Raw genomic sequence first — 19,176 nt, 5'->3', positions numbered from 1 at the left:
CTCAGATGCCCAGCCGGAAGAACAGCACGGCGAAGACGCCGTCCATGGCGACGATGGCGACGATGCCGCCGACCACCGCCGCGGTCGCCGCATCGCCCACCGCGCGCGGCCCGCGCCCGGCGGACAGCCCGGCGCGGCAGCCGATGCCCGCGATCACCAGGCCGAAGCAGGCCGCCTTGAACAGGCCGCCCACCAGGTCCTTCAGCGTCAGCCATTGCTGCAGCTGGGATTCGACGGCCGCCCAGGGGTAGCCGAGCGTGCCCATGATCAGCGTCATGCCCGCCAGGCCCGCGAGGTTCATCAGCAACGCCAGCACAGGCATCGAGATGGTCGCCGCGACCAGGCGCGGCAGCACCAGCATCGCCGTCGCGTCGATGCCCATCACCTTCAGCGCGTCCACCTCCTCGTTCACCGTCATGGTGCCGAGTTCCGCCGCGAAGGCCGATCCGGTGCGCCCGGCCAGCACCACGCCGGCCAGCAGCGGGCCGAGCTCGCGCAGCAGGGAGATGCCGACCAGGTTGGGCACGAAGACCTCGGCCCCGAAGCGGCGCAGCGGGATCGAGGACTGGTAGGCGAGGATGACGCCGATCAGGAAGCCGAGCAGCAGCGTCAGCGGGAAGGCCCGCGTGCCGACCTCGTCGAGGTGGCGCAGCACGTCCGACCAGCGCAGCAGCCGCGGCTTGGTCAGCACGCGCAGGGTGGTGACGATCGCCTCGCCCAGGAAGCCGATGCCCGCCTGCATGTCCCGCAGCCGGCCCACGGTGGCCCGCCCGATGGAACTGATGGGGTGGTAGGGCGGCGGCGGCCCCGGCGGCGGCGCGGCGGCGAGCGCCTTGCGGGTGCGCTCGATCACCGCGCGGACCGGCTCGGACCCGCCGCGCAGCTCGGCCTCGGGCGCGATGGCGAGCAGCAGCACCGCGCCGGCGGAATCGACGCTCTCCAACCCTGCGAGGTCGAAGGCGGTCACCGCCGGATCGGGCGCGCGGGGCCACAGGCGCGCGGCCGTCGCGGTGTCCAGCCGGCCGGAGACGGCCAGCACCGCCCCGCCGTCCCGCGCCTCGATCCGTGCGTCCGCGCCTGCGGCCATGCCATCCATGCCGTCGATTGGACCGGTCCCGCGTGTCACGGCAAGTGAATTTCAGCCCGCAAGGGCGTGGATCAAGACCGCGGCGGCGACGGAGACGTTCAGGCTCTCGACCGGGCCGGCGGCGGGCAGCGTGACCCGCAGGGCGCAGGCGGCCACCGTGGCGGGGGACAGCCCGTCCTCCTCGTTGCCCAGGACGAGGGCAACCGGCACGTCGCGGGGCAGGGCGGCAGGCGGCACGCCCCCGCGCGGCACCGCCGCGGCGGTGAGGATGCCCGGCGACATCGCCCGCAGGGCGATCGGCAGGTCGGCGGCGACGAAAAGGTCCAGCGCCTCGAGCCCGCCTTCCGAGGTTCTGAAGGCGGCATCCGACAGCCCGGCCTGGCGCGGATCCCCCGACAGCACCAGCGCGCGGCACCCGAAGAAGGCGGCCGACCGGGCGATGGCGCCGAGGTTGTGCGGATTGCCGATGCCGTCCAGCACCGGAGTCACGCGCGCGGCGCGCAGCGCCTCGGGCGGGTTGCGGGGATCGAGCGCGGGGACCGCGCGCGGCAGGGCCAGCGCGACGATGCCGCCATGGTGCTGCGTGCCCGCGATGCGCGCGAGGTCGGCGGGCTGCACCTCCCGGTAGGGCCTGCGCAGCCGGGCGAGCGCGGCGCAATGCGGCCCCGCCTCCCGCCGCCGCTCGGCCACGTAGAAGAAGCGCATCACGTCCTGGGGCCGCCGCGCGAAGACGGCGGCGACCGCGGCGGGGCCGCAATGGCGGTCGAGATCGGCGGCCCGGGTCACGCGGCGGCGAGGGCCGTCAGGCGCTGATGCAGCGCGTCGGGGATGTCGATGCCCTGCGCGGCCGCGCGGGCCGACAGCGCGTCGCGCCGGCTGCCCGGCAGGCGGACACCCTCCTCGGCGGCCATGGCGCCGAGGAAGGCCTCGATCCGATGCGCGAAGGCGTCGGCACCGGCCAGCGCGCCGGGATCGACCACCAGCAGCGCCTGGCCGAGGCGCGGCCGGTTGCCCTCGTCCTCGAAGAAGGAATCCGCCTCGAAGCCGAAGGCCGCGCCGGTCAACGCGACGCAGAGCAGTTCCACCACCATGGCAAGCAGCGCGCCCTTGGTCCCGCCCATCGCCAGCATCGCGCCCGAGAGCGCGGCCTTGGCGTCGGTGGTCGGGCGACCCTCGGCGTCGAGCGCCCAGCCCTCGGGGATCGGGCGGCCTTCCTTGGCGGCGACCATGATCTTGCCGCGCGCCACCTCGGACAGCGCCATGTCGATCACGATCGGCGGCGCGCCGCGGCGCGGGAAGGCGGCGGCGACCGGGTTGGTGCCCATCAACGGGCGGCGGCCACCCGGCACCGGCATCGCCGCCGGCGAATTGGTGAAGGCGAGCGCGACCAGGCCCTGGTCCGCCAGCCGCGCCACCGGCAGGCCCATCGCGCCAGAATGGTGGGAATTGGTCACGCCGGCGAAGGCGACGCCATGCGCCCGCGCGCGCCAGGCGGCCTCGCGTTCCGCCAGCGCGAGCGCCGGATAGGCGAGGCCGTGCCGCGCATCGACCAGCACCGCGCCGCCGCGCTCGTTCACGATGCGCGGCGTGGCGGCGCCGTCGGCGCGGCCGTTCTTCAGGAAGGCCGCGTATTGCGGCACGCGGGACAGGCCGTGGCCCGCCTGTCCTGCCGCCTCGGCGGCGGCGAGCGCACGCGCCGTCGCCGCCGCCATCTCGGGCGAAGCCCCCGCGCCGGCCAGCGCGGCGCGGGCGAGGGATTCCGCTTCGGTGAGTGACAGTCGCATCAGTCCGCGCGCAGCCCCGCTTCCTGGATCAGCCGCGCCCAGCGCGCGGTCTCCTCCGCCACATAGGCGACGGAGCGCGCGCGGTCCCAGCCCTCGACCGTGAAGCCGCCGTCGCGCGCCTTGCGCGAGACCTCGGGGTCGCGGATCGCGGCGAGCGTGTCCGTCTCGATCTTCGCCAGCAGCGGCGCCGGCACCGCGGCAGGCGCCATCATGGCGGTCCAGTTCGTCATCTCGAGCGCGGGCTGACCCGCCTCCTTCACCGTCGGAACGTCCGGCACCAGGGGATGCCGGGTGGCGGAGGTGATGGCAAGGGGGCGCAGCCGCCCGCCCTGGATCTGCGCGATGCATTCCGGCAGGTTCGAGACCATGAAGTCGAGGTTGCCGGCCGCGAGGTCGGTCACCGAAGGTGCCCCGCCGCGATAGGGCACATGGGTGATGTTGTCGCCCGCCTGCGCGACGCCGCGCACGAGCTCGAGCCCCAGATGCGGCGGCGACCCGTTGCCCGAGGACCCCGCATTCAGCCGCTGCGTGCGCGCGAGCGCGAGCAGGTCGGCGAGGCTGCGCGCCGGGCTCTTCTCCGCATTCACCACCACGACCAGCGGCAGCGAGCCGAGCACCGAGATCGTCGTGAGGTCGCGGCGGAAGTCGAAGGGCGCGTGCGGGAACAGCGTCGCGTTCACCGTATGCGTCATGGTGATGGCGAGCAGGGTGTGGCCGTCGGGCGCGCTCTTCGCCACCGCATCGGCGCCGATCAGGGCGTTGCCGCCGGCGCGGTTCTCGATGACGACCGGCTTGGCCCAGATCTCGGACAGCTTCTGCCCGACCAGGCGCGCCATGATGTCGGTCAGGCCCCCGGGCGGGAAGGGCACGATGTAGCGGACGGTGCGGTCGGGAAAGCCTGCCTGAGCGCGGGATACCGCGGGCGCGAACAGCGCCGCCGCGGGAATGCCGGCCAGGATCGTACGACGTTGGACCATATTCGCGTTCCTCCTGTTGATCTTGTTGGCAGGAACCGTAGCCCAGGACCCTTGCCACGCCCTATAGGGACGCTTTCACCATGACAGAACGGAGAAGCGCGTGACCGCTGTGGACCGGATCCGCGACTGGCAGGACGAATTCACCGCCTGGCGGCGCGACTTCCACGCCCATCCCGAACTCGGCTTCGAGGAGGTGCGCACCAGCGCCCTGGTCGCCGAGCGCCTGGCCTCCTGGGGCATCGAGGTGCATCGCGGCGTCGGCAGGACCGGCGTCGTCGGCGTGCTGCGCAACGGCAACGGCCAGGGCCGGATCGGCCTGCGCGCGGACATGGACGCGCTGCCGATGCCCGAGGCCAACACCTTCGCCCATCGCTCGACCATCGAGGGCAAGATGCATGGCTGCGGCCATGACGGGCACACCACCATCCTGCTCGCCGCCGCGCGCTACCTGGCGGAGACGAAGAACTTCGACGGCACGGTCCACTTCATCTTCCAGCCGGCCGAGGAAGGCCGCGGCGGCGCGCAGGCGATGCTGGCCGACGGGCTGTTCGAGCGCTTCCCCTGCGACGCGGTCTACGGGCTGCACAACCGCCCGGGCCTGCCGGTCGGGCAGTTCGCGATCCGCCCCGGCCCGGTGATGGCCGGCGCGGTGTTCTTCGACATCGTGGTGCAGGGCCGCGGCGGGCACGGCGCGCGGCCGGAATCGACGGTGGATCCGGTGATCGCCGGCGCGCAGATCGTCTCGGCGCTGCAGACCATCGTGTCGCGCAACGTCGGCGCGCTCGATTCCGCGGTGATCAGCGTGACCGGCTTCACCGCGGGCGAGGCCTACAACGTCATCCCCGACAGCGTCGCGCTGAAGGGCACGGTGCGCGCCTTCCGCGTCGAGACGATGCGCGTGCTCGAGGAACGGATGCGCGCCGTCGCGCAATCCGTCGCCGCCGGCTTCGGCGCCACCGCCGAGGTGACCTGGCGCGAGATCGCCGCGCCGACCATCAACACGCCCGAGGAAGCGACCGCGATGGCCGACGCCGCGGCCGCGCTGGTGGGCGAGCCGCATGTCGAGCGCAACCGTTCCCCGGTGATGGGCAGCGAGGACTTCGCCTACATGCTGCTCGAGAAGCCCGGCGCCTACATCCATGTCGGCAACGGCACGGGCGATGCGGGCGGCTGCGACGTGCACAACCCGCATTACGACTTCAACGACGCGGCGATCCCCTATGGCGCGGGGATGCTCGCGACGCTGGTGGAGCAGAAGCTGGCACGCGTCGGCTGAGACGGATCGAAGGGGGCAAAGCCCCCTTCGAGCATCCCCCACCAACGGCCCTTCGATCTGTGGCGGGGTGCGGTCCGGAGAGGGACGACGCCCCTCTCCGGCACGCGTCAGGCGCTTTCGTACAGGCGCGTGAGGCTGTATTCGCGGTGACCGAGGATCTCGGCCGCCGTGTGCTGCCCGTCCGCAGTGCGGATGATGCAGTCGAGCAGCGCCTCGCCCGCATCATCCATGTTCATCTTCCGCTGCAGGATGCCGGTCACGTCGACGTCGATGTGCTCGGACATGGTCCGCATCGTGCGCGGGTTCGCGGTCAGCTTGATGACCGGCAGGATCGGGTTGCCGATCACGTTGCCCTGGCCGGTCGGGAAGGTGTGCACCGCGAAGCCCGAGGCTGCGCAGAGCGTCACCATCTCCGCCGCGGCGGAGGACGAATCCATGAACCACAGGCCCGGATGCGTCGGCTCCTCGGCCTTGTCGAGCACGCCGTCGACCGTGCACTTCTTGCCGATCTTCTGGATGTTGCCGAGCGCCTTCTCCTCGATGGTGGTCAGGCCACCCTCGATGTTGCCCTTGGTCGGCTGGCTCTCGGACAGGTCGGAGGTCTTGTTGGCCTCGACCACCGCCTGGTAGCGGTCGAACATCCGCATGAACTGGTCGCGGATCTCGGGCGTCTTGCAGCGCGCCGCGACCAGGTGCTCGCCGCCGGTGAGTTCCGTCGTCTCGCCGAAGACCAGCGTGTTGCCGTTCTCCCAGAGCTTGTCGAAGGAATTGCCGACGGTCGGGCAGGACGCGAGGCCCGAGGTGGTGTCGGACTCGCCGCACTTGGTCGAGACCCAGAGGTCCTGCAGCGGTGCGCGCGTCTTCTTGAGCGCGGTGGCGTACTTCACCATGCGGTAGGCGGCGCGGGAAGCGTTCGCGATGGTCGCGATGTCGCCGTTCTGCTCGATGGCGAAGTACTCGACCGGCTTGCCGGTCTTGGCGATCCCCTCGGCGACCTTGCCGGCCCAGCCGAGCTCGATGCCGATCACCACCACCGCCGCGACGTTCGGGTTGCACCCGGTGCCGATGATGGTGCGGAAGTGCAGGTCGAGGTCGGCGCCGAACTGGAGGCGCCCGTAGGCGTGCGGGATGGCGATGCAGCCCTGGATGTTGCGCGCCACGCCCTCGGCCGCGGCGTTGGAGATGTCGTCCACCGGCAGGATCAGGACGTGGTTGCGCACGCCCATGCGGCCGTTGTCGCGGCGCCAGCCTTCGAAGGAGGCGTTCTTGAGGTCGATGCTCATCGTCGCGGCTCCCTTACCAGCGCTTCGTCTTGACGTTGTGCACGTGCAGGTGCTCGCCCGCGCCGATGTCCTTCACCGCGCGCCCTATGTCGACGCCATACTTGATGATGGTGTCGCCGTTGCCGATCCCCTTGATCGCCAGCTTGTGGCCGATCGGGATGTCGTTCTTCGCATCGAACTCGATCAGCTTGTCCTGGTCCATGATCCAGCCGGTGAGCTTCGTGCCCGCCTTCAGGCCCTCGACCACCACCACGCCGACGGAATCGCCTTCGTCGTGGACGACGAAATGGATCGTCATCGTTCCCTCCCTATCCATTGGGTGGCGGAAGGCTAGGCCGCGCTTGACCCACGGTCAACTAGATGAGTTATATGACTGCCGTGAACGCGGAACCGCCCCTCTGGCGCCTGATCCGGGATTCGCTGGAAGCGGCGCTGGCCGGCGGCGAGTACCCGGCCGGCACGCCCCTGCCATCCGAGGCGAAGCTCGCCGCGCGCTTCGGCTGCGCCATCGGCACGGTGCGCCGCGCGGTCGATGAGCTGGTGGCCGCCCGCGCCCTGGTGCGCCGGCAGGGCAAGGGCACCTTCGTGCCCGACATCGACGCCATGGCGCGCCCGCTGCGCGACGGCCCCGACCGCACCGCCTTCTACTTCTTCCACATCCGCGCCGAAGGCGGGGCACGCCTGCTGCCCGAGACGGAACTGCTCGACTTCCGCGCCTCGGTCCCCTGCCCGGCCTCGATCGCGCCGCATCTCGGCGTGGCGCCGCGCGCGCCGATGATCGTCGCGCGCAACCTCCAGCGCATAGGGGGGCGGCCCGTGGTGCTCGATGAGTTGTGGCTGCCGAAGGTCCTGTTCCCCGGCCTCGACCGCGCCGCCTTCGCGGGGCGGGAAGGCACGGTCTACGGCCTGTACCAGAAGGGCTTCGGCCATTCGGTGATCCGCACCGACGAACGGCTCCGGGCCGTGGCGGCGCCCACCGAGGTCGCCGCCGCCTTCGGCCTGGCGCCGGGCGCGCCCGTGCTGCGGATCCAGCGCATTGCGCTCGCGATCGGGGACCGGCCGGTGGAAATGCGCATCTCCCATGCGGACACGCGGGAGCATGAATACTTCAACACCCTTGCCTGACGTGGCACAGACACGGGGCTGACAGGGGAGAAAGCCACCATGGCCGGCGTCTACTGGTACGATGGAACCTGGTCGACCGAGGAGCCGAAGGTGCTCGGCCCGATGGACCACGCCTTCTGGCTGGGTTCGGTCATCTTCGACGGGGCGCGGGCCATCAAGGGCTGGGCGCCGGACCTCGACCGCCACTGCGCCCGCGCCGTCGCCTCGGCCAAGGCGATGCTGATGAAGCCGACCAAGACGCCCGCCGAGATCGAGGCGCTGTGCCGCGAGGGCATCCGCCGCATGGGCCCGGAGGCGGAGCTCTACGTCCGCCCGATGTTCTTCATCCGCAAGGGCCTCGGCGCCGCGCGGCCGGATCCGGACAGCACCGACTTCATCCTCGCGATCTATGACAGCCCGATCCCGAAATGGGCCGGCTTCTCGGCCGTGATGGCGCCCTTCCGCCGCCCGACGCCGGAAATGGCGCCGACCGACGCCAAGGCCGCCTGCCTCTATCCGAACGGCGCGCGCGCTTCCTCCTTCGCGGCGACCCAGGGCGCGGACAATGCGGTGATGTGCGACGCCTTCGGCCATGTCGCCGAATTCGCCAGCGCGAATCTCTGGTTCGCCAAGGACGGCAAGGTCGTCACCCCGGCGGTGAACCACACCTTCCTCAACGGCATCACCCGCCAGCGCATCATCGGCCTGTTCCGCGATGCCGGCGTGACGGTCGAGGAACGCGCGGTGAAGCCGGTGGAACTCGACACGGCGGACGAGATCTTCTCGACCGGCAACTACGCCAAGGTGCAGCCCTGCACCCGCTACAACGGCCGCGACATGCAGATCGGCCGCTTCGCGACGCAGGCGCGCGAGATGTACTGGCGCTGGATGGAAGCCCAGCCCAAGGTCGCCTGAAGCCCACGCCCCGCGCCGTGCATCACGGCGCGGGGTCGCGGCGCGCGGATCAGCCCCGCCGGGCCGCCCGCAGCACGGCGAAGGCCAGCGCGGTCTTCACCGCCGTGCCCGGCAGGAACAGCACGAAGCCGGCCATCAGCGCGCGTTCCCAACCGACGAAGCCGGCGAGCCAGGCGACACCCGGCACGAACAGCAGCAGATGCGCGGCCGCCAGCACCAACACCTGGCGTGGCCACGCGCTGCCCACCAGCCCCGCGAGCCAGGCCGCCGGCAGGAAGCCCAGCAGGTAGCCCGCCGTCGGGCCCGCCAGCACCGCGATGCCGCCCGTCGCATTTGCGAAGACGGGCAGGCCCATCGCGCCCTCGGCAAGGTAGAGCGCGACGCTCGCCGCGCCCAGGCGTGACCCGCCGAGCGCGCCCAGCAGCAGCACCGCCAGCGACTGCAGCGTCGCCGGCACCGGCCACATCGGCAGGCTGATCTGCGCGGACGCCGCGAGCACCGCGGAGCCGAGCAGCGCCATCGCGCCGAAGCGCAGCGCCGGCACGCCGCGCAGGGCGGCCGTGATCTTCGTCATCGTTCTTGTCCTTGGTTGGTTCAGGGAGAGATCGGCCCGGCCTCGCCACGCGCGACGGCGGCGAAGACCTTCTCGTTGTGCGCCCCGGCCGGGGGGCCCGGCCAGCGCACCATCTGCTGCGGGCTGACGCCGTCGAAGCGGAAGGGGGCGGCGGGATGCAGCACCTGGCCGAGCAGCGGGTCCTGCACTTCCATCACCCAGCCGCGGTCGCGGAAATGCGGGTCGTTGGCGCAGTCCGCCATGTCGAACAGGCGGGAACAGGGCACCTCGGCGGCCTCGAGGATCGCCTCGGCCGCGGCGGCCGGCTGGGTCTTCGTCCAGTCCGCGATGGCGGCGTCGAGCTCGGCGACATTCTCGCAGCGGCCGGCATTGTTGGCGAAGCGCGGATCCTCGGCCATGGCGGGCCGGCCGATCGCGGCCATCAGGCGCTTGAAGATCAGGTCGGAATTGCCCGCGATGCACAGCCACTTGCCGTCGGCGCAGGGATAGGTGTTGGTCGGCGCCGCGGTCTTGATCGCCGCCCCCTGGGGCTGCCGCACCCAGCCGAACAGGCCGTACTCCGGCAGCATGCCTTCCATCAGCGAGAAGACGCTGGACACCAGGTCGACATCGACCACGCGCCCCTTCGCCGCCGGGTCGCCCTTCACCTGCCAGCAGGCCGCGGTGACCGCCATGGCGCAGTACATCCCCGCGAGGTCGTCGCTGATCGACACGCCGCAGCGCGGCGGGGGGTATTCGGTCTGCCCCGGATTGGCCGTGAGGTGGCGCAGCCCGCCCATCGCCTCCCCGATCGCGCCGAAGGCGGGCTTGTCGCGATAGGGGCCTTCCTGCCCGTAGCCGGAGATCCGCCCGATCACGAGGCGGGGGTTCGCCTGGTGCAGCACATCGGGGCCGAGGCCAATGCGCTCGAGGTAGCCGGCGCGGAAATTCTCGATCAGCGCATCGGCGCGCTTCAGCAGCGCGGCGAGCTTCTCGCGGTCCTCGGCCTTCTTGAGGTCGAGCGTCACCGACAGCTTGTTGCGGCCATGCACGCTGAACCAGACGGCGTTGCCCTCGACGCTCGATCCCCAGCCGCGCACCGGGTCGCCGCCGGGGGGCTCGACCTTCACCACCTCGGCACCGAGGTCCGCGAGCAGCCGCGTCGCGAAGGGGGCGGCGATGTAGTGGCCGAGCTCGACGATCTTCAGCCCGGCGAGCGGGAGGTTCGGTGCCTGCGTCATGCCGCGATGCATACGCCGGAACGGGGCGGTCGGAAAATCCGCCACGGCAGCAACCCTTCGGCGAGAGCGGCTCGATCGACTCAACCCAAGGACACCAATTCGCCCGCGCAAGTCATGAGGGTCGGGCCCGCCCTCCATGCCGTGCCGCCCGCAACGCCGCACGGCGATCGCCCGGGGCAAGGCCGGACCGGGCCTGCGCCCCCTCTGTGACGATCCTTGCTGCTTTGACGCACTGCACAACGCTAGGCTCGGCGCGCGTTCGAAGGAGGCAGGCATGACCCCGGACCAGACTCGCATCGTGCAGGACACCTGGAAGCAGGTGCTGCCCATCGCGGATACCGCCGCGGACCTCTTCTACGATCGGCTCTTCGCGATCGACCCGACGTCGCGGCCGCTCTTCAAGTCGGACACGCTGCCGGAGCAGAAGCGCAAGCTCATGCTCATGCTGAACTCGGTCGTCGCGGGCCTGTCCCGCCCGGCCGAGATCGTTCCGGCCGCGGAGGCGCTCGCGCGCCGCCACGTCAACTACGGCGTGACCGCGGAACAATACGACAGCGTCGGCGCCGCGCTGCTCTGGACGCTGGAAAAGGGCCTCGGCGAGGCCTGGACGAAGGACGCCTCGGAGGCGTGGACGGCTGCCTATTCGCTGCTCTCGGGCGTGATGCGCCGCGCCGCCGCCTGACCTTCGCCACGCCGTCGCCACCGGGACGGCGCAACTTCCGCCCCCGGCCCTTTTGCGGCACCTTGCCGTGCCTGGAACCGGGGGGTCGGGAGACCATGACAGACGACGAAGCGGTGGCCCGCGCCGCGGGCCTGGGGGATGCGTGGCGCGACCGCGGCGCGGAAATCGTCGAGGCGGTCGCGCATGCGAAGCGTCTCGCCACCGCCTTTCCGCGACCGGCCGACGAACGCGCCGAGCCGATGCCCGCCTTCGCGGTCACGCCGCGCCAGGCCGCACGATGAAGCCGCTGCACGAACTGACGCTGGCCGAGGCCTCGGCCGCGATCGCGCGGCGCCGCGTCTCGCCGGTCGAATACCTCGACGCGCTGCGCGCGCGGTTCGAGGCGCTGGAGCCGCGGCTCAACACCACCATCCTGCCGCTGTGGGACGCGGCGCGGGAGGACGCGAAGAAGGCCGCGCGGCGCATCGCGCGGTCGGGGCCGCGATCCCCGATCGACGGGCTGCCGGTCGGGCTGAAGGACATCATCGACCTCGCCGGCCACCCGACCACCTGCCACTCGCGGCACCTGCTCGACAACATGAAGAGCGTGGACGCCGACGTCGTCGCGCGGCTGCGTGCGGCGGGCGCGGTGTTCCCCGTGAAACTCGCCACGCATGAATTCGCCATCGGCGGGCCCGCCTTCGACCTGCCCTTCCCGCCGGCGCGCAACCCGTGGAACACGGCGCATCATCCGGGCGGGTCGTCCTCTGGCTCGGGTTCGATCGTGGGGGCGAACATCCTTCCCGCCGCGCTCGGCACCGACACCGGCGGATCGGTGCGGCATCCGGCGAGCCATTGCGGCATCGTCGGCATGAAGCCGACCTATGGCCTCGTCTCCCGCCGCGGCGTCTTCCCCCTCGCCTATACGCTCGACCATGTCGGGCCCATGACCAAGGACGTCGCCTCCAACGCGATGCTGCTGAACGCCATCGCGGGCCATGACCCCGAGGATCCCGGCAGCGTCGCGCGCCGCACGACCAATCAGGCGCGCCACCTGCGCAAGGGGCTGAAGGGGCTGACCATCGGCTTCGTCCGCCACTTCCACGAGACCGACCAGCCCGCCACGGCCGAGGTCGCCGCCGCCCTCGAAACCGCCGCGCGCGTCATGGCGAAGGAAGGGGCGAAGGTGAGGACCGTCACCCTGCCGTCGCTGACCGAGTTCGCCGGCGTGAACCGCGCCATCCTGCTCTCCGAGGCCGCCGCCATCCACGGACGCTGGCTGCGCGAGGCGCCGGAGGGCTATTCGAACCTGACGCGCAAGCGGCTCGCCCCGGGCCTCTTCGTGCGCGCGGAGGACTACGTCCAGGCGCAGCGCCGGCGCCGCGAACTGTTCGCCGCGGTCGAGGCCGCGCTGCAGGATTGCGACCTGCTGCTCACCGCGTCGTCGATGGATCCCGCCTGCCGCATCGATGATCCCGAGGCCGTGGAGATCACCTACCCGCGCCAGGCGCGCACGCCCTTCAACGTCACCGGCCATCCGGCGCTGACGCTGATGTGCGGCCTGTCGCAGGCCGAGGGCCTGCCGCTGTCGCTGCAGCTCGTCGGCCGCTGCTTCGACGAGGCGACGGTCTATCGCGGCGCCTATGGCTACGAGCGCGCCGCGCCCTGGAAGGAGATGCGCCCGGCGCCGTGAGGCGCACTGGGCGGCACCGCATGAGCCCCGACGGCACCACCACCGAAACCCTCGCGGCCTCCACGCCCACGGTGTTACGCCGCGTCGCGGCGGGGTCGCGGATGCGGCGCGCCCTGCGCGGAGCGGCGGTGCCGCTGATCCTGCTGCTCGCGGCGGTGCTGCTGCGCGCCTTCTCCTTCGCCGCGGCGGTGATCGATTCCGACGAAGGCCTGTACATGCTGCAGGCCCGCGAATGGCTGCGCGGCAACTGGCCGCTCGATGCGGTGTGGGACATGCACCCCGTCGGCGCGCCGGCGCTCTTCGCCGCGATCATGGGGCTGCTGGGCGAGCAGATCTGGGTGCCGCGGCTGCTCGGGCTGTTGGGCACCTGGCTCACCGCCTGGGCGCTCTATGCCATGGTGCGCTTCGCCACCGCGCCGCCGGCGATCGGGCTTGCGGCGGGGCTGTTGTACCTCGCGCACACGACGCTGCTCGGCGGGCTCGCGACCAATACGGAAGTGCTCTTCGCGCCGCTGACGGCGTGGTCCATGGCGCTCGGCCTGCGCGCGGCACGCCGCGCGCTGGAGAACAACGAGGCGCCGCCCTTCCGCAAGATCCTCGCGATGGGCGTGATGATCGGCTTCGCGCTGGCGATCAAGCCGGTCGCAGTGTTCGAGGGCTGCCTCGCCTGGCTGCTGCTGGTCGGGCCGGCCTGGTGGCGCGGGCTGCTGCCGACCTCGCGCGTGCTGCTCTACGCCGCGGCCTATGCGGTGCTCTGCGCCTCGCCGACGCTGCTTTTCGGCCTGGCCTACTGGGTTCGCGGGCATCTCGAGGACTTCATCGTCGGCGCCTTCCTGGCGCCCATGCGATATGCGGGCGCGCGCGTCGGGCTGCTCGACGCCGGGCGCTACACGCTGATCGCGGCGATGATCCTGTTCTGGGCCTTCATGCTGGTGATCCCGGCGGTGGTGCGGCCGCGGGTGAAGCAGGGGCCGGTCGCGTTGCTGCGGCGCCTCGCCATCGTCTGGTTCGCCGCGGCGACGGCGGCGGTGGTGATGCCGGGCATGTACTTCCAGCACTACTACCTGATCTGGATCCCGCCGCTGTCGCTGCTCGCCGCGCTGGGCGCGCGGCGGCTGGCGCATGTGGCGCGGCCGGGCCTCGTGGTGCTGGCCTTCGCGGTCATCGTCGGCGGCGTGGCGACCGATGCCTGGCGGTCCTCGACCATACCGCGGCTCTACGCCGCGATCGGGCTGGGCTCGCCCGACCCGGTGCGGGCCGTCGCCCGCGCCGTGCGGCGGGAGATCGAGCCCGGCGAACCGATCTGGGTGGTGAACTACCATCCGGCCGTCTACGTGCTGGCCAAGGCGGGGCTCGCGACGCGCTTCGCCTTCCCCGACCAGCTCGTCGGCCGCTACTGGAGCGTCACCGGCATCGACCCGAACGAGGAGGTCGAGCGCATCCTGTCGACCAACCCGCAGGTGATCGTGGTGGACCGCGGCTGGTGGCCGAACGTGCGCCCGCGCATCGCCGCGATGGTCGACGAGGCGCTGCAGGAGAACTACGACCTCGTCGCCGCGGTGCCGGAGGAACGGGGGCCGGTGGAGATCTGGCGATTGAAATAGGGCGGGTGATGGAGGGGCGCTGCCCCTCCAAACCTCCCCGCCAAAGGCCGAAAGGCCTTTGGAAACCGATACCTGGCGCCAAGCCGGGCAGTCGCCACGCTGGAACCAAGTGATGGTTCCCAAAGGCCCTTCGGCCTTTGGCGGGGAGAGCCCGAGAGGGGCGGCGCCCCTCTCGGCAGCACGCCTAGTGCCGCACGGCCTTTGCCGCCTCCGCATACCCCGCCCGCCGCTCCGGCGCGACCGGATGCCGCCCCGCCACGCGTTCGAGCAGCATGCGCACATCCTCCGTCGCGCCGGCCTTCATCGCCGCGTCGAGGAACAACTGCTCCAGCACGTCCTGCTGCGCGTGGCTGCCGCCCATGCGGTGCATCACGGACAGAGCGGGACGCATCGCCTCCACCGCCCGCGCATGGTCGCCCTGGGCATGGGCGAGCACCGCCTCGGAGACCGGGATCGCGGCGTCGCGCAGGATCGGCGCGATGGTGCCGGGCTTCGACGCGGCCTCGCGCATCCCGTCCAGCATGCGCGCCGCGGCCTGGAAGCGCCCGGTTGCCGTCAGCGCCATCATCCAGTGCGGCAGGGTGAAGGCGGACAGGCAGTCCCCGATCCGCGCCTCGGCCTTGTCGGCGAGTTCCTCCCACCGGTTGCCGACATCGACGCCCTGGCGCCGCAGGCGGAACAGCATCGACGCCGCGTTCTGCACGTCGATGTAGAGGTCCGGCATCGCCTGGGTCAGCGCGCTGCCGAGGTTGCGGAAGCCGCGGTCGTACAGATCCAGCACCTCGTCATGCTCGCCGCGCTCGAGGTGATACATCGCGCGGTGCCACCACAGGTGATGCAGCAGGTTCGACCCGCCGTCCCAATGCTGCTCGAGCGCCTTGAGCCAGGCGATCCCCTCGCCGCGACGGCCCTGCATCTCGAGCACATGCGCCACGCCATGCGTCGCCCAGAGGTCGCCGGGATCGAGCATGACGGCGGCGCGGCCGGCTTCCTCGGCCTCGGTGTAGTGCCCGCATTCCTCATTGGCGAAGCAGCGGCAGGCGAGGATGCTGCCGAAGCCCGGCACCGCGGCCGACCAGTGCGGCCCGACCGAGTTCACTGATCGCAGCATCTGCCCTGCGCGCCCGAGCCAGAAGGCGCAGAAATGGTGCAGCCGGAAGGCGAGGATGTCGCGCGGATGCTGCGCGAGGATCGCCTCCCATGCCGCGAGCGCGCCGTCCACGTCGCCCTCGGCCCAGCGCATCAGCGCCGCGGCGTGCGCGCGCTCCCGGTCGTTGCCTGCGAAGCGCGCGGCCGCGGTCGCGGCGTCCCGTGCGCGCGGCACATGCTGCGTGTTGTAGGCGAGCATGGCGAAGGCGCCCTGCAGCACCTGGCCCATCGCCATCTCGGGGTCGAGGGCGAGCGCTGCCTTCAGCCGCAGCCCGGCATCGGCGCGATACTTCAGGTAGCCCTGCACGACATGGTCATAGGCAGCCGCGGCGGCGTCCGAGGCAGCGGTCAGGGCATGGCCCTGGGCATCGGTCGGCATGCGTTCTCCTCCCACCCTGCCGCGCGCCGCGCGGCGTTCAGCCGGTCCCGGTCGATCCGAATCCGCCGGCGCCGCGCGCGGTGTCCGGCAGTTCCGCGACCTCCCGCCAGGCGGCGCGCACCACAGGGGCGAGGACCGCCTGCGCGATGCGCATGCCGCGTTCCACCGTGAAGGGCGCGTCGCCGGCATTCATCACGATGACGCCGAGCTCCCCGCGGTAATCCTCGTCGATCGTCCCCGGGCTGTTCGGCAGCACGATGCCGTTCTTGAGCGCGAGGCCCGATCGCGGGCGCACCTGCAATTCGTAGCCGGTAGGAATGGCGATGCGCAGGCCGGTCGGCACCAGCATCCGACCGCCCGGCGGGATGACGACCGCGGACATCACTGCGGCCAGCAGGTCCATCCCCGCCGCGCCATCGGTGGCGTAGGAGGGCAGCGGCAGGTCCTGCGCGTGGGGCAGGCGGACGACGTCGATGACGGGGTTGGTCACTGCAATGCCTCCGCGATGCGCGCGGCGAGGCGGCGCGCGACCTCCTCCTTCGCCATGCGCGGCCAGTCCTCGACGCCGGCATCCGTCACCAGGTGGACGGCGTTTTCCGTGCCGCCCATCACGTCGCCCGAGACGTCGTTGGCGACGATCCAGTCGCAGCCCTTCTTGGCGCGCTTGGTCACGGCATTGGCGACGACGGATTCGGTTTCCGCCGCGAAGCCGACGACGAGGCGCGGGCGCGACGGACCCGCCGCCGAGAGCGTCGCGAGGATGTCCGGGTTCAGCGCCAGGTCGAGCGGCGGCGGCGCCTCGCCCGGCACCTTCTTCAACTTCTGGTCGGCGGCGCGCGCGGTGCGCCAGTCGGCGACCGCGGCGGCGCAGACGGCGGCATCGGCGGGCAGCGCGGCCTCGCAGGCGGCGAGCATGTCGCGCGCGGATTCGATCCGCACAACGCGCACGCCGGGCGGGTCGGGCTGCGCGACCGGGCCGCTGACCAGCGTCACCTTTGCGCCCAGCGCGGCGAGCGCGCCGGCGATGGCATGCCCCTGCTTCCCCGAGGACCGGTTGGCGATGTAGCGCACCGGGTCGATCGGCTCACGCGTCGGCCCGCTGGTGACGATCACGTGCTTCCCGGCGAGCGGGCCATCCGCCAGCACGGCGCGGATCGCCTCGCGCAGCGCGGGCGGTTCCATGAGGCGGCCGGGGCCGCTTTCCGGTTCGGCCATCGGCCCGTCATCGGGGCCCGCGACGATCACGCCGCGTGCACGAAGTGCCGCCATGTTCGCCTGCGTCGCCGGATGCGCCCACATCGCCGGGTTCATCGCGGGGGCGACCAGCACCTTCGCCCGCGTGGCGAGCAGCACGCAGGTCGCGAGGTCGTCCGTCAGCCCATGCGCCATCTTGGCCAGCAGGTCGGCCGAGGCCGGCACCACGGCGATGAGGTCGGGCCAGCGCGCCAGGCGGATATGGCCGATCTCGGCCTCCGCGGCCCAGAGGTCGTCATGCACGCGCTGCCCCGTGATGGCGGCAAGCGCTTCCTTCGTGACGAAGCGCGCGCCCCCGGCGGTCAGCACGGCCATGACCTCGTCGCCGTCGCGGCGCAGCAGGCGCGTCAGTTCCAGCGCCTTGTAGGCGGCGACCGAGCCCGAGACGATCAGCAGGATACGCATGGGGGCGGAGCCTAGCCGGCCGGGGATCAGGCCGCCACCCGGACCGCCGCGCTCTCGGGCGGCAGCAGGGCGGCAAGCGCCGCCGCCTGGGCGGCGAGCGAGGAGGCGGTGCCGGGCGCGCCGGCGGCGACGACCAGCGCGTCGCCCTCGGGCCGGATGCGGGCCTGCAGCAGCGTCGTGGCGGTCTCGGCGAGGAAGGCGAGGCGGCGGGCCTCCTCCTCCGGCATGGCGAGCCGCCGTGCCGCGCGCGCGGCCTGCACGGCGCGCAGGGCGCGCAGAAGGCGGGCGAGGTCCTCGGTCGCGGCGGCGGGCGCATCGCCTCGTAGCGCGAGCACGTCGAGCGGCCCGTCCACCGTCGCCAGCCCGATTGCCGCGACGCCGCGGCGGATCGCATCGGCCTGCGCGTCGGAGGGCGCGAGCAGCTGCCGGCGGGCGAGCGCCAGCAGCGCCGTCGCATGGTCGGCGACGGACCCGCGCGCGGCGCCGGCTTCCCGGAACACGCCCGCCTCGCGCTGCGCGGCCATCAGCGCGGCCGCGAGCGCCTCCATGCGCGGCACCAGCGTCGCCTCACCGGTGATGCGATGCAGCGCCTCGGCCGCCATGAGCGCCTGGGCGAGGTCCGCCGGCGCCGCGCCTTCCGCATCGAAGGCGATCAATGCACGTGCGGCGCCCTCGCGCAGCGCCGCGCCGCGGTCCCCGGGCGCGAGCAGGGCATGGGTCGCGAGTGCCTGCGCCACCACCGCGACGGGCGCGACGGAGGTCGCCTCCGCCCCGCGCGGCGCGGTGAGCGGGGCGGCGAGGCCGCGCAACAGCACGCGCTCCTCGCGCGCTTCCAGCGTCGCGCCGGCCGCAAGGCGTTCGGCGGCGTAGCGCGTCAGCAGCCAGTGCAGGCGGCGCTCGGCGGGACCGCTCGCCTTGACGCTGAGCAGCGGCGCCGGGCCGCAGGGACGGATGGTCAGCGACAGCGCCCGCGCCGGGGCGCGGTCCTGCCGCGCGCCATAGGCCGCGACGGGGCCTTCGTGCAGCGTGACGTTCTCGCCGTTCGGGCTCGGCACGCGGCGCGCCGCCTCGCCTTCCCCGAACACCAGCGTGCCGTAGTCCACGCCCTCCCCGGCGCTCATCCCGTCGCAGGCGGTGGTGACGCGCACGCGGTCCAGCGCGATGCCCGGCAGCGGCGCCAGCGTCACGGTCAGCGTGACGGCGGGGCTGTCGGCGCGGATCTCGTAGGCATAGCGCAGCCGCGCGAGGTCCGTCGCCGCGCCGCGCGAAAAGCGCCCCTGCCCGGCCACGACGCCTTCATGGACCAGGCGCACGCCGCGGTCGGTCGGCTCGATGGCGGCGGTCGTGATGGCGTCCTCGACATCGAGGCAATGCTTGCGGCCGCGCCAGGTGAACTCGACCAGGTTGCCCGAATGCAGCAGCGCGGGCGGCCCGTCCTCGCCGGGGAGGAACTGGCGGATCTCCCCGCGCAGCAGGTTGCCCTCGAAGCGGTGGTGCGGCGTCGCGATGCGGAAGGACCGCGGCGTCTCGTCCTCCACCGCGATCCGCGCGGGGCCGAGGCTGCGCGGCGCGCGGCCCGTGGCGGCCAGCGAGAGCAGAAGGTCGATCGCCCCCTCCGCGCCGCCGAGCAGCGGATGGGCCAGTGCCTCGGCCGCCGCGGCATTGGCCGCGACCTCGAAGCGGTTGCCGCGCGGGGCGGTGGCGAAGGCGGGGGCGAAGCCGTCCGGCAGGCGCGCCGGGGCGAGGAAGCGCGCCATGCCGCGCGCCAGCCCGTCCCGCAGCGCGTCCAGGGAGGATCCGCTCATGCCGAC

General features: G+C 72.5%; 19 protein-coding genes. 7 read left to right on the top strand and 12 right to left on the bottom strand.

Annotated elements, in window-relative coordinates; genetic code table 11:
* Position 1 precedes the first annotated feature (1 nt).
* The 4 genes from GWK15_RS13855 to GWK15_RS13840 are packed head-to-tail and all read right to left on the bottom strand — an operon-like array spanning position 2 to position 3,848.
* Positions 2-1,126 carry an ABC transporter permease gene (locus tag GWK15_RS13855; RefSeq protein ID WP_338147249.1) on the bottom strand — a complete coding sequence of 375 codons (1,125 nt, stop codon included), beginning with the start codon at positions 1,124-1,126 and terminating at the stop codon, positions 2-4.
* Between the two features lie 12 nt (positions 1,127-1,138).
* The gene (locus GWK15_RS26575; RefSeq protein ID WP_168041916.1) at positions 1,139-1,873 is read right to left on the bottom strand and encodes a TrmH family RNA methyltransferase; all 735 of its coding nucleotides are present in this window, start codon (positions 1,871-1,873) and stop codon (positions 1,139-1,141) included.
* The gene (locus GWK15_RS13845; RefSeq protein ID WP_209442185.1) at positions 1,870-2,871 is read right to left on the bottom strand and encodes an Ldh family oxidoreductase; all 1,002 of its coding nucleotides are present in this window, start codon (positions 2,869-2,871) and stop codon (positions 1,870-1,872) included. Before GWK15_RS13845 ends, GWK15_RS26575 begins: the two co-directional genes overlap by 4 nt.
* Positions 2,871-3,848, bottom strand: a complete 978-nt coding sequence (locus GWK15_RS13840) for a Bug family tripartite tricarboxylate transporter substrate binding protein (protein ID WP_168041915.1) — start codon at positions 3,846-3,848, stop codon at positions 2,871-2,873. The genes GWK15_RS13845 and GWK15_RS13840 overlap by 1 nt, the downstream gene beginning before the upstream one ends.
* A gap of 100 nt (positions 3,849-3,948) precedes the next feature.
* Here GWK15_RS13840 and GWK15_RS13835 point away from each other — a divergent pair, with 100 nt between their 5' ends.
* Positions 3,949-5,124, top strand: a complete 1,176-nt coding sequence (locus tag GWK15_RS13835) for an amidohydrolase (RefSeq protein WP_168041914.1) — start codon at positions 3,949-3,951, stop codon at positions 5,122-5,124.
* A gap of 107 nt (positions 5,125-5,231) precedes the next feature.
* Here the strand turns inward: GWK15_RS13835 and GWK15_RS13830 are convergent, their stop codons facing one another.
* Both GWK15_RS13830 and GWK15_RS13825 read right to left on the bottom strand, forming a co-directional pair.
* A complete protein-coding gene (locus GWK15_RS13830) occupies positions 5,232-6,407 on the bottom strand; it encodes a UxaA family hydrolase (RefSeq protein WP_168041913.1) in 1,176 nt (391 codons plus the stop codon).
* A gap of 13 nt (positions 6,408-6,420) precedes the next feature.
* Positions 6,421-6,705, bottom strand: coding sequence for a UxaA family hydrolase (locus GWK15_RS13825; RefSeq protein ID WP_168041912.1), 285 nt, complete (start codon positions 6,703-6,705; stop codon positions 6,421-6,423).
* Positions 6,706-6,767: 62 nt separating this feature from the next.
* On the opposite strand from GWK15_RS13825, the gene GWK15_RS13820 reads away from it, so the two are divergent.
* Positions 6,768-7,532, top strand: coding sequence for a GntR family transcriptional regulator (locus GWK15_RS13820; protein WP_168041911.1), 765 nt, complete (start codon positions 6,768-6,770; stop codon positions 7,530-7,532).
* Between the two features lie 39 nt (positions 7,533-7,571).
* Positions 7,572-8,426, top strand: a complete 855-nt coding sequence (locus GWK15_RS13815; protein ID WP_168041910.1) for a branched-chain amino acid aminotransferase — start codon at positions 7,572-7,574, stop codon at positions 8,424-8,426.
* 49 nt (positions 8,427-8,475) lie between these two features.
* Here the strand turns inward: GWK15_RS13815 and GWK15_RS13810 are convergent, their stop codons facing one another.
* Both GWK15_RS13810 and GWK15_RS13805 read right to left on the bottom strand, forming a co-directional pair.
* On the bottom strand, positions 8,476-9,000 hold the full coding sequence (locus GWK15_RS13810; RefSeq protein ID WP_168041909.1) for a biotin transporter BioY: 525 nt from the start codon (positions 8,998-9,000) through the stop codon (positions 8,476-8,478).
* A 20-nt stretch (positions 9,001-9,020) separates the two neighbouring features.
* Positions 9,021-10,220, bottom strand: coding sequence for a CaiB/BaiF CoA transferase family protein (locus GWK15_RS13805; protein WP_168041908.1), 1,200 nt, complete (start codon positions 10,218-10,220; stop codon positions 9,021-9,023).
* 274 nt (positions 10,221-10,494) lie between these two features.
* Between GWK15_RS13805 and GWK15_RS13800 the strand changes: the two genes are divergently transcribed.
* The 4 genes from GWK15_RS13800 (at position 10,495) to GWK15_RS13785 (ending at position 14,178) form a co-directional block, all read left to right on the top strand.
* Complete coding sequence (locus GWK15_RS13800; protein WP_168041907.1) at positions 10,495-10,902, top strand: globin family protein; 408 nt, start codon at positions 10,495-10,497, stop codon at positions 10,900-10,902.
* Between the two features lie 95 nt (positions 10,903-10,997).
* Positions 10,998-11,183 carry a hypothetical protein gene (locus GWK15_RS13795; RefSeq protein ID WP_168041906.1) on the top strand — a complete coding sequence of 62 codons (186 nt, stop codon included), beginning with the start codon at positions 10,998-11,000 and terminating at the stop codon, positions 11,181-11,183.
* Positions 11,180-12,574: an amidase gene (locus GWK15_RS13790; protein ID WP_168041905.1), complete on the top strand. Its 1,395-nt coding sequence runs from the start codon at positions 11,180-11,182 to the stop codon at positions 12,572-12,574. Before GWK15_RS13795 ends, GWK15_RS13790 begins: the two co-directional genes overlap by 4 nt.
* On the top strand, positions 12,571-14,178 hold the full coding sequence (locus GWK15_RS13785; RefSeq protein WP_168041904.1) for a glycosyltransferase family 39 protein: 1,608 nt from the start codon (positions 12,571-12,573) through the stop codon (positions 14,176-14,178). The genes GWK15_RS13790 and GWK15_RS13785 overlap by 4 nt, the downstream gene beginning before the upstream one ends.
* Positions 14,179-14,362: 184 nt before the next feature.
* Here GWK15_RS13785 and GWK15_RS13780 read toward each other — a convergent pair whose 3' ends face one another.
* The 4 genes from GWK15_RS13780 to GWK15_RS13765 are packed head-to-tail and all read right to left on the bottom strand — an operon-like array spanning position 14,363 to position 19,170.
* Positions 14,363-15,706, bottom strand: coding sequence for a tetratricopeptide repeat protein (locus GWK15_RS13780; RefSeq protein ID WP_168041903.1), 1,344 nt, complete (start codon positions 15,704-15,706; stop codon positions 14,363-14,365).
* Between the two features lie 37 nt (positions 15,707-15,743).
* The gene (gene dut, locus GWK15_RS13775; RefSeq protein WP_168041902.1) at positions 15,744-16,196 is read right to left on the bottom strand and encodes a dUTP diphosphatase; all 453 of its coding nucleotides are present in this window, start codon (positions 16,194-16,196) and stop codon (positions 15,744-15,746) included.
* Positions 16,193-17,365 (bottom strand): bifunctional phosphopantothenoylcysteine decarboxylase/phosphopantothenate--cysteine ligase CoaBC, encoded by a 1,173-nt coding sequence (gene coaBC, locus GWK15_RS13770; RefSeq protein WP_168041901.1) that lies wholly within the window; start codon positions 17,363-17,365, stop codon positions 16,193-16,195. Before coaBC ends, dut begins: the two co-directional genes overlap by 4 nt.
* 26 nt (positions 17,366-17,391) lie before the next feature.
* On the bottom strand, positions 17,392-19,170 hold the full coding sequence (locus GWK15_RS13765) for a hypothetical protein (protein ID WP_168041900.1): 1,779 nt from the start codon (positions 19,168-19,170) through the stop codon (positions 17,392-17,394).
* Positions 19,171-19,176 lie beyond the last annotated feature (6 nt).

Origin of the sequence: Neoroseomonas oryzicola, from assembly GCF_012163135.1 — a bacterium.
In the GTDB taxonomy this organism is placed as follows: Bacteria; Pseudomonadota; Alphaproteobacteria; order Acetobacterales; family Acetobacteraceae; genus Neoroseomonas; species Neoroseomonas oryzicola.
The sequence above is the reverse complement of the archived record's forward strand: the minus strand, read 5'-3'. Positions and strand labels throughout refer to the sequence as shown.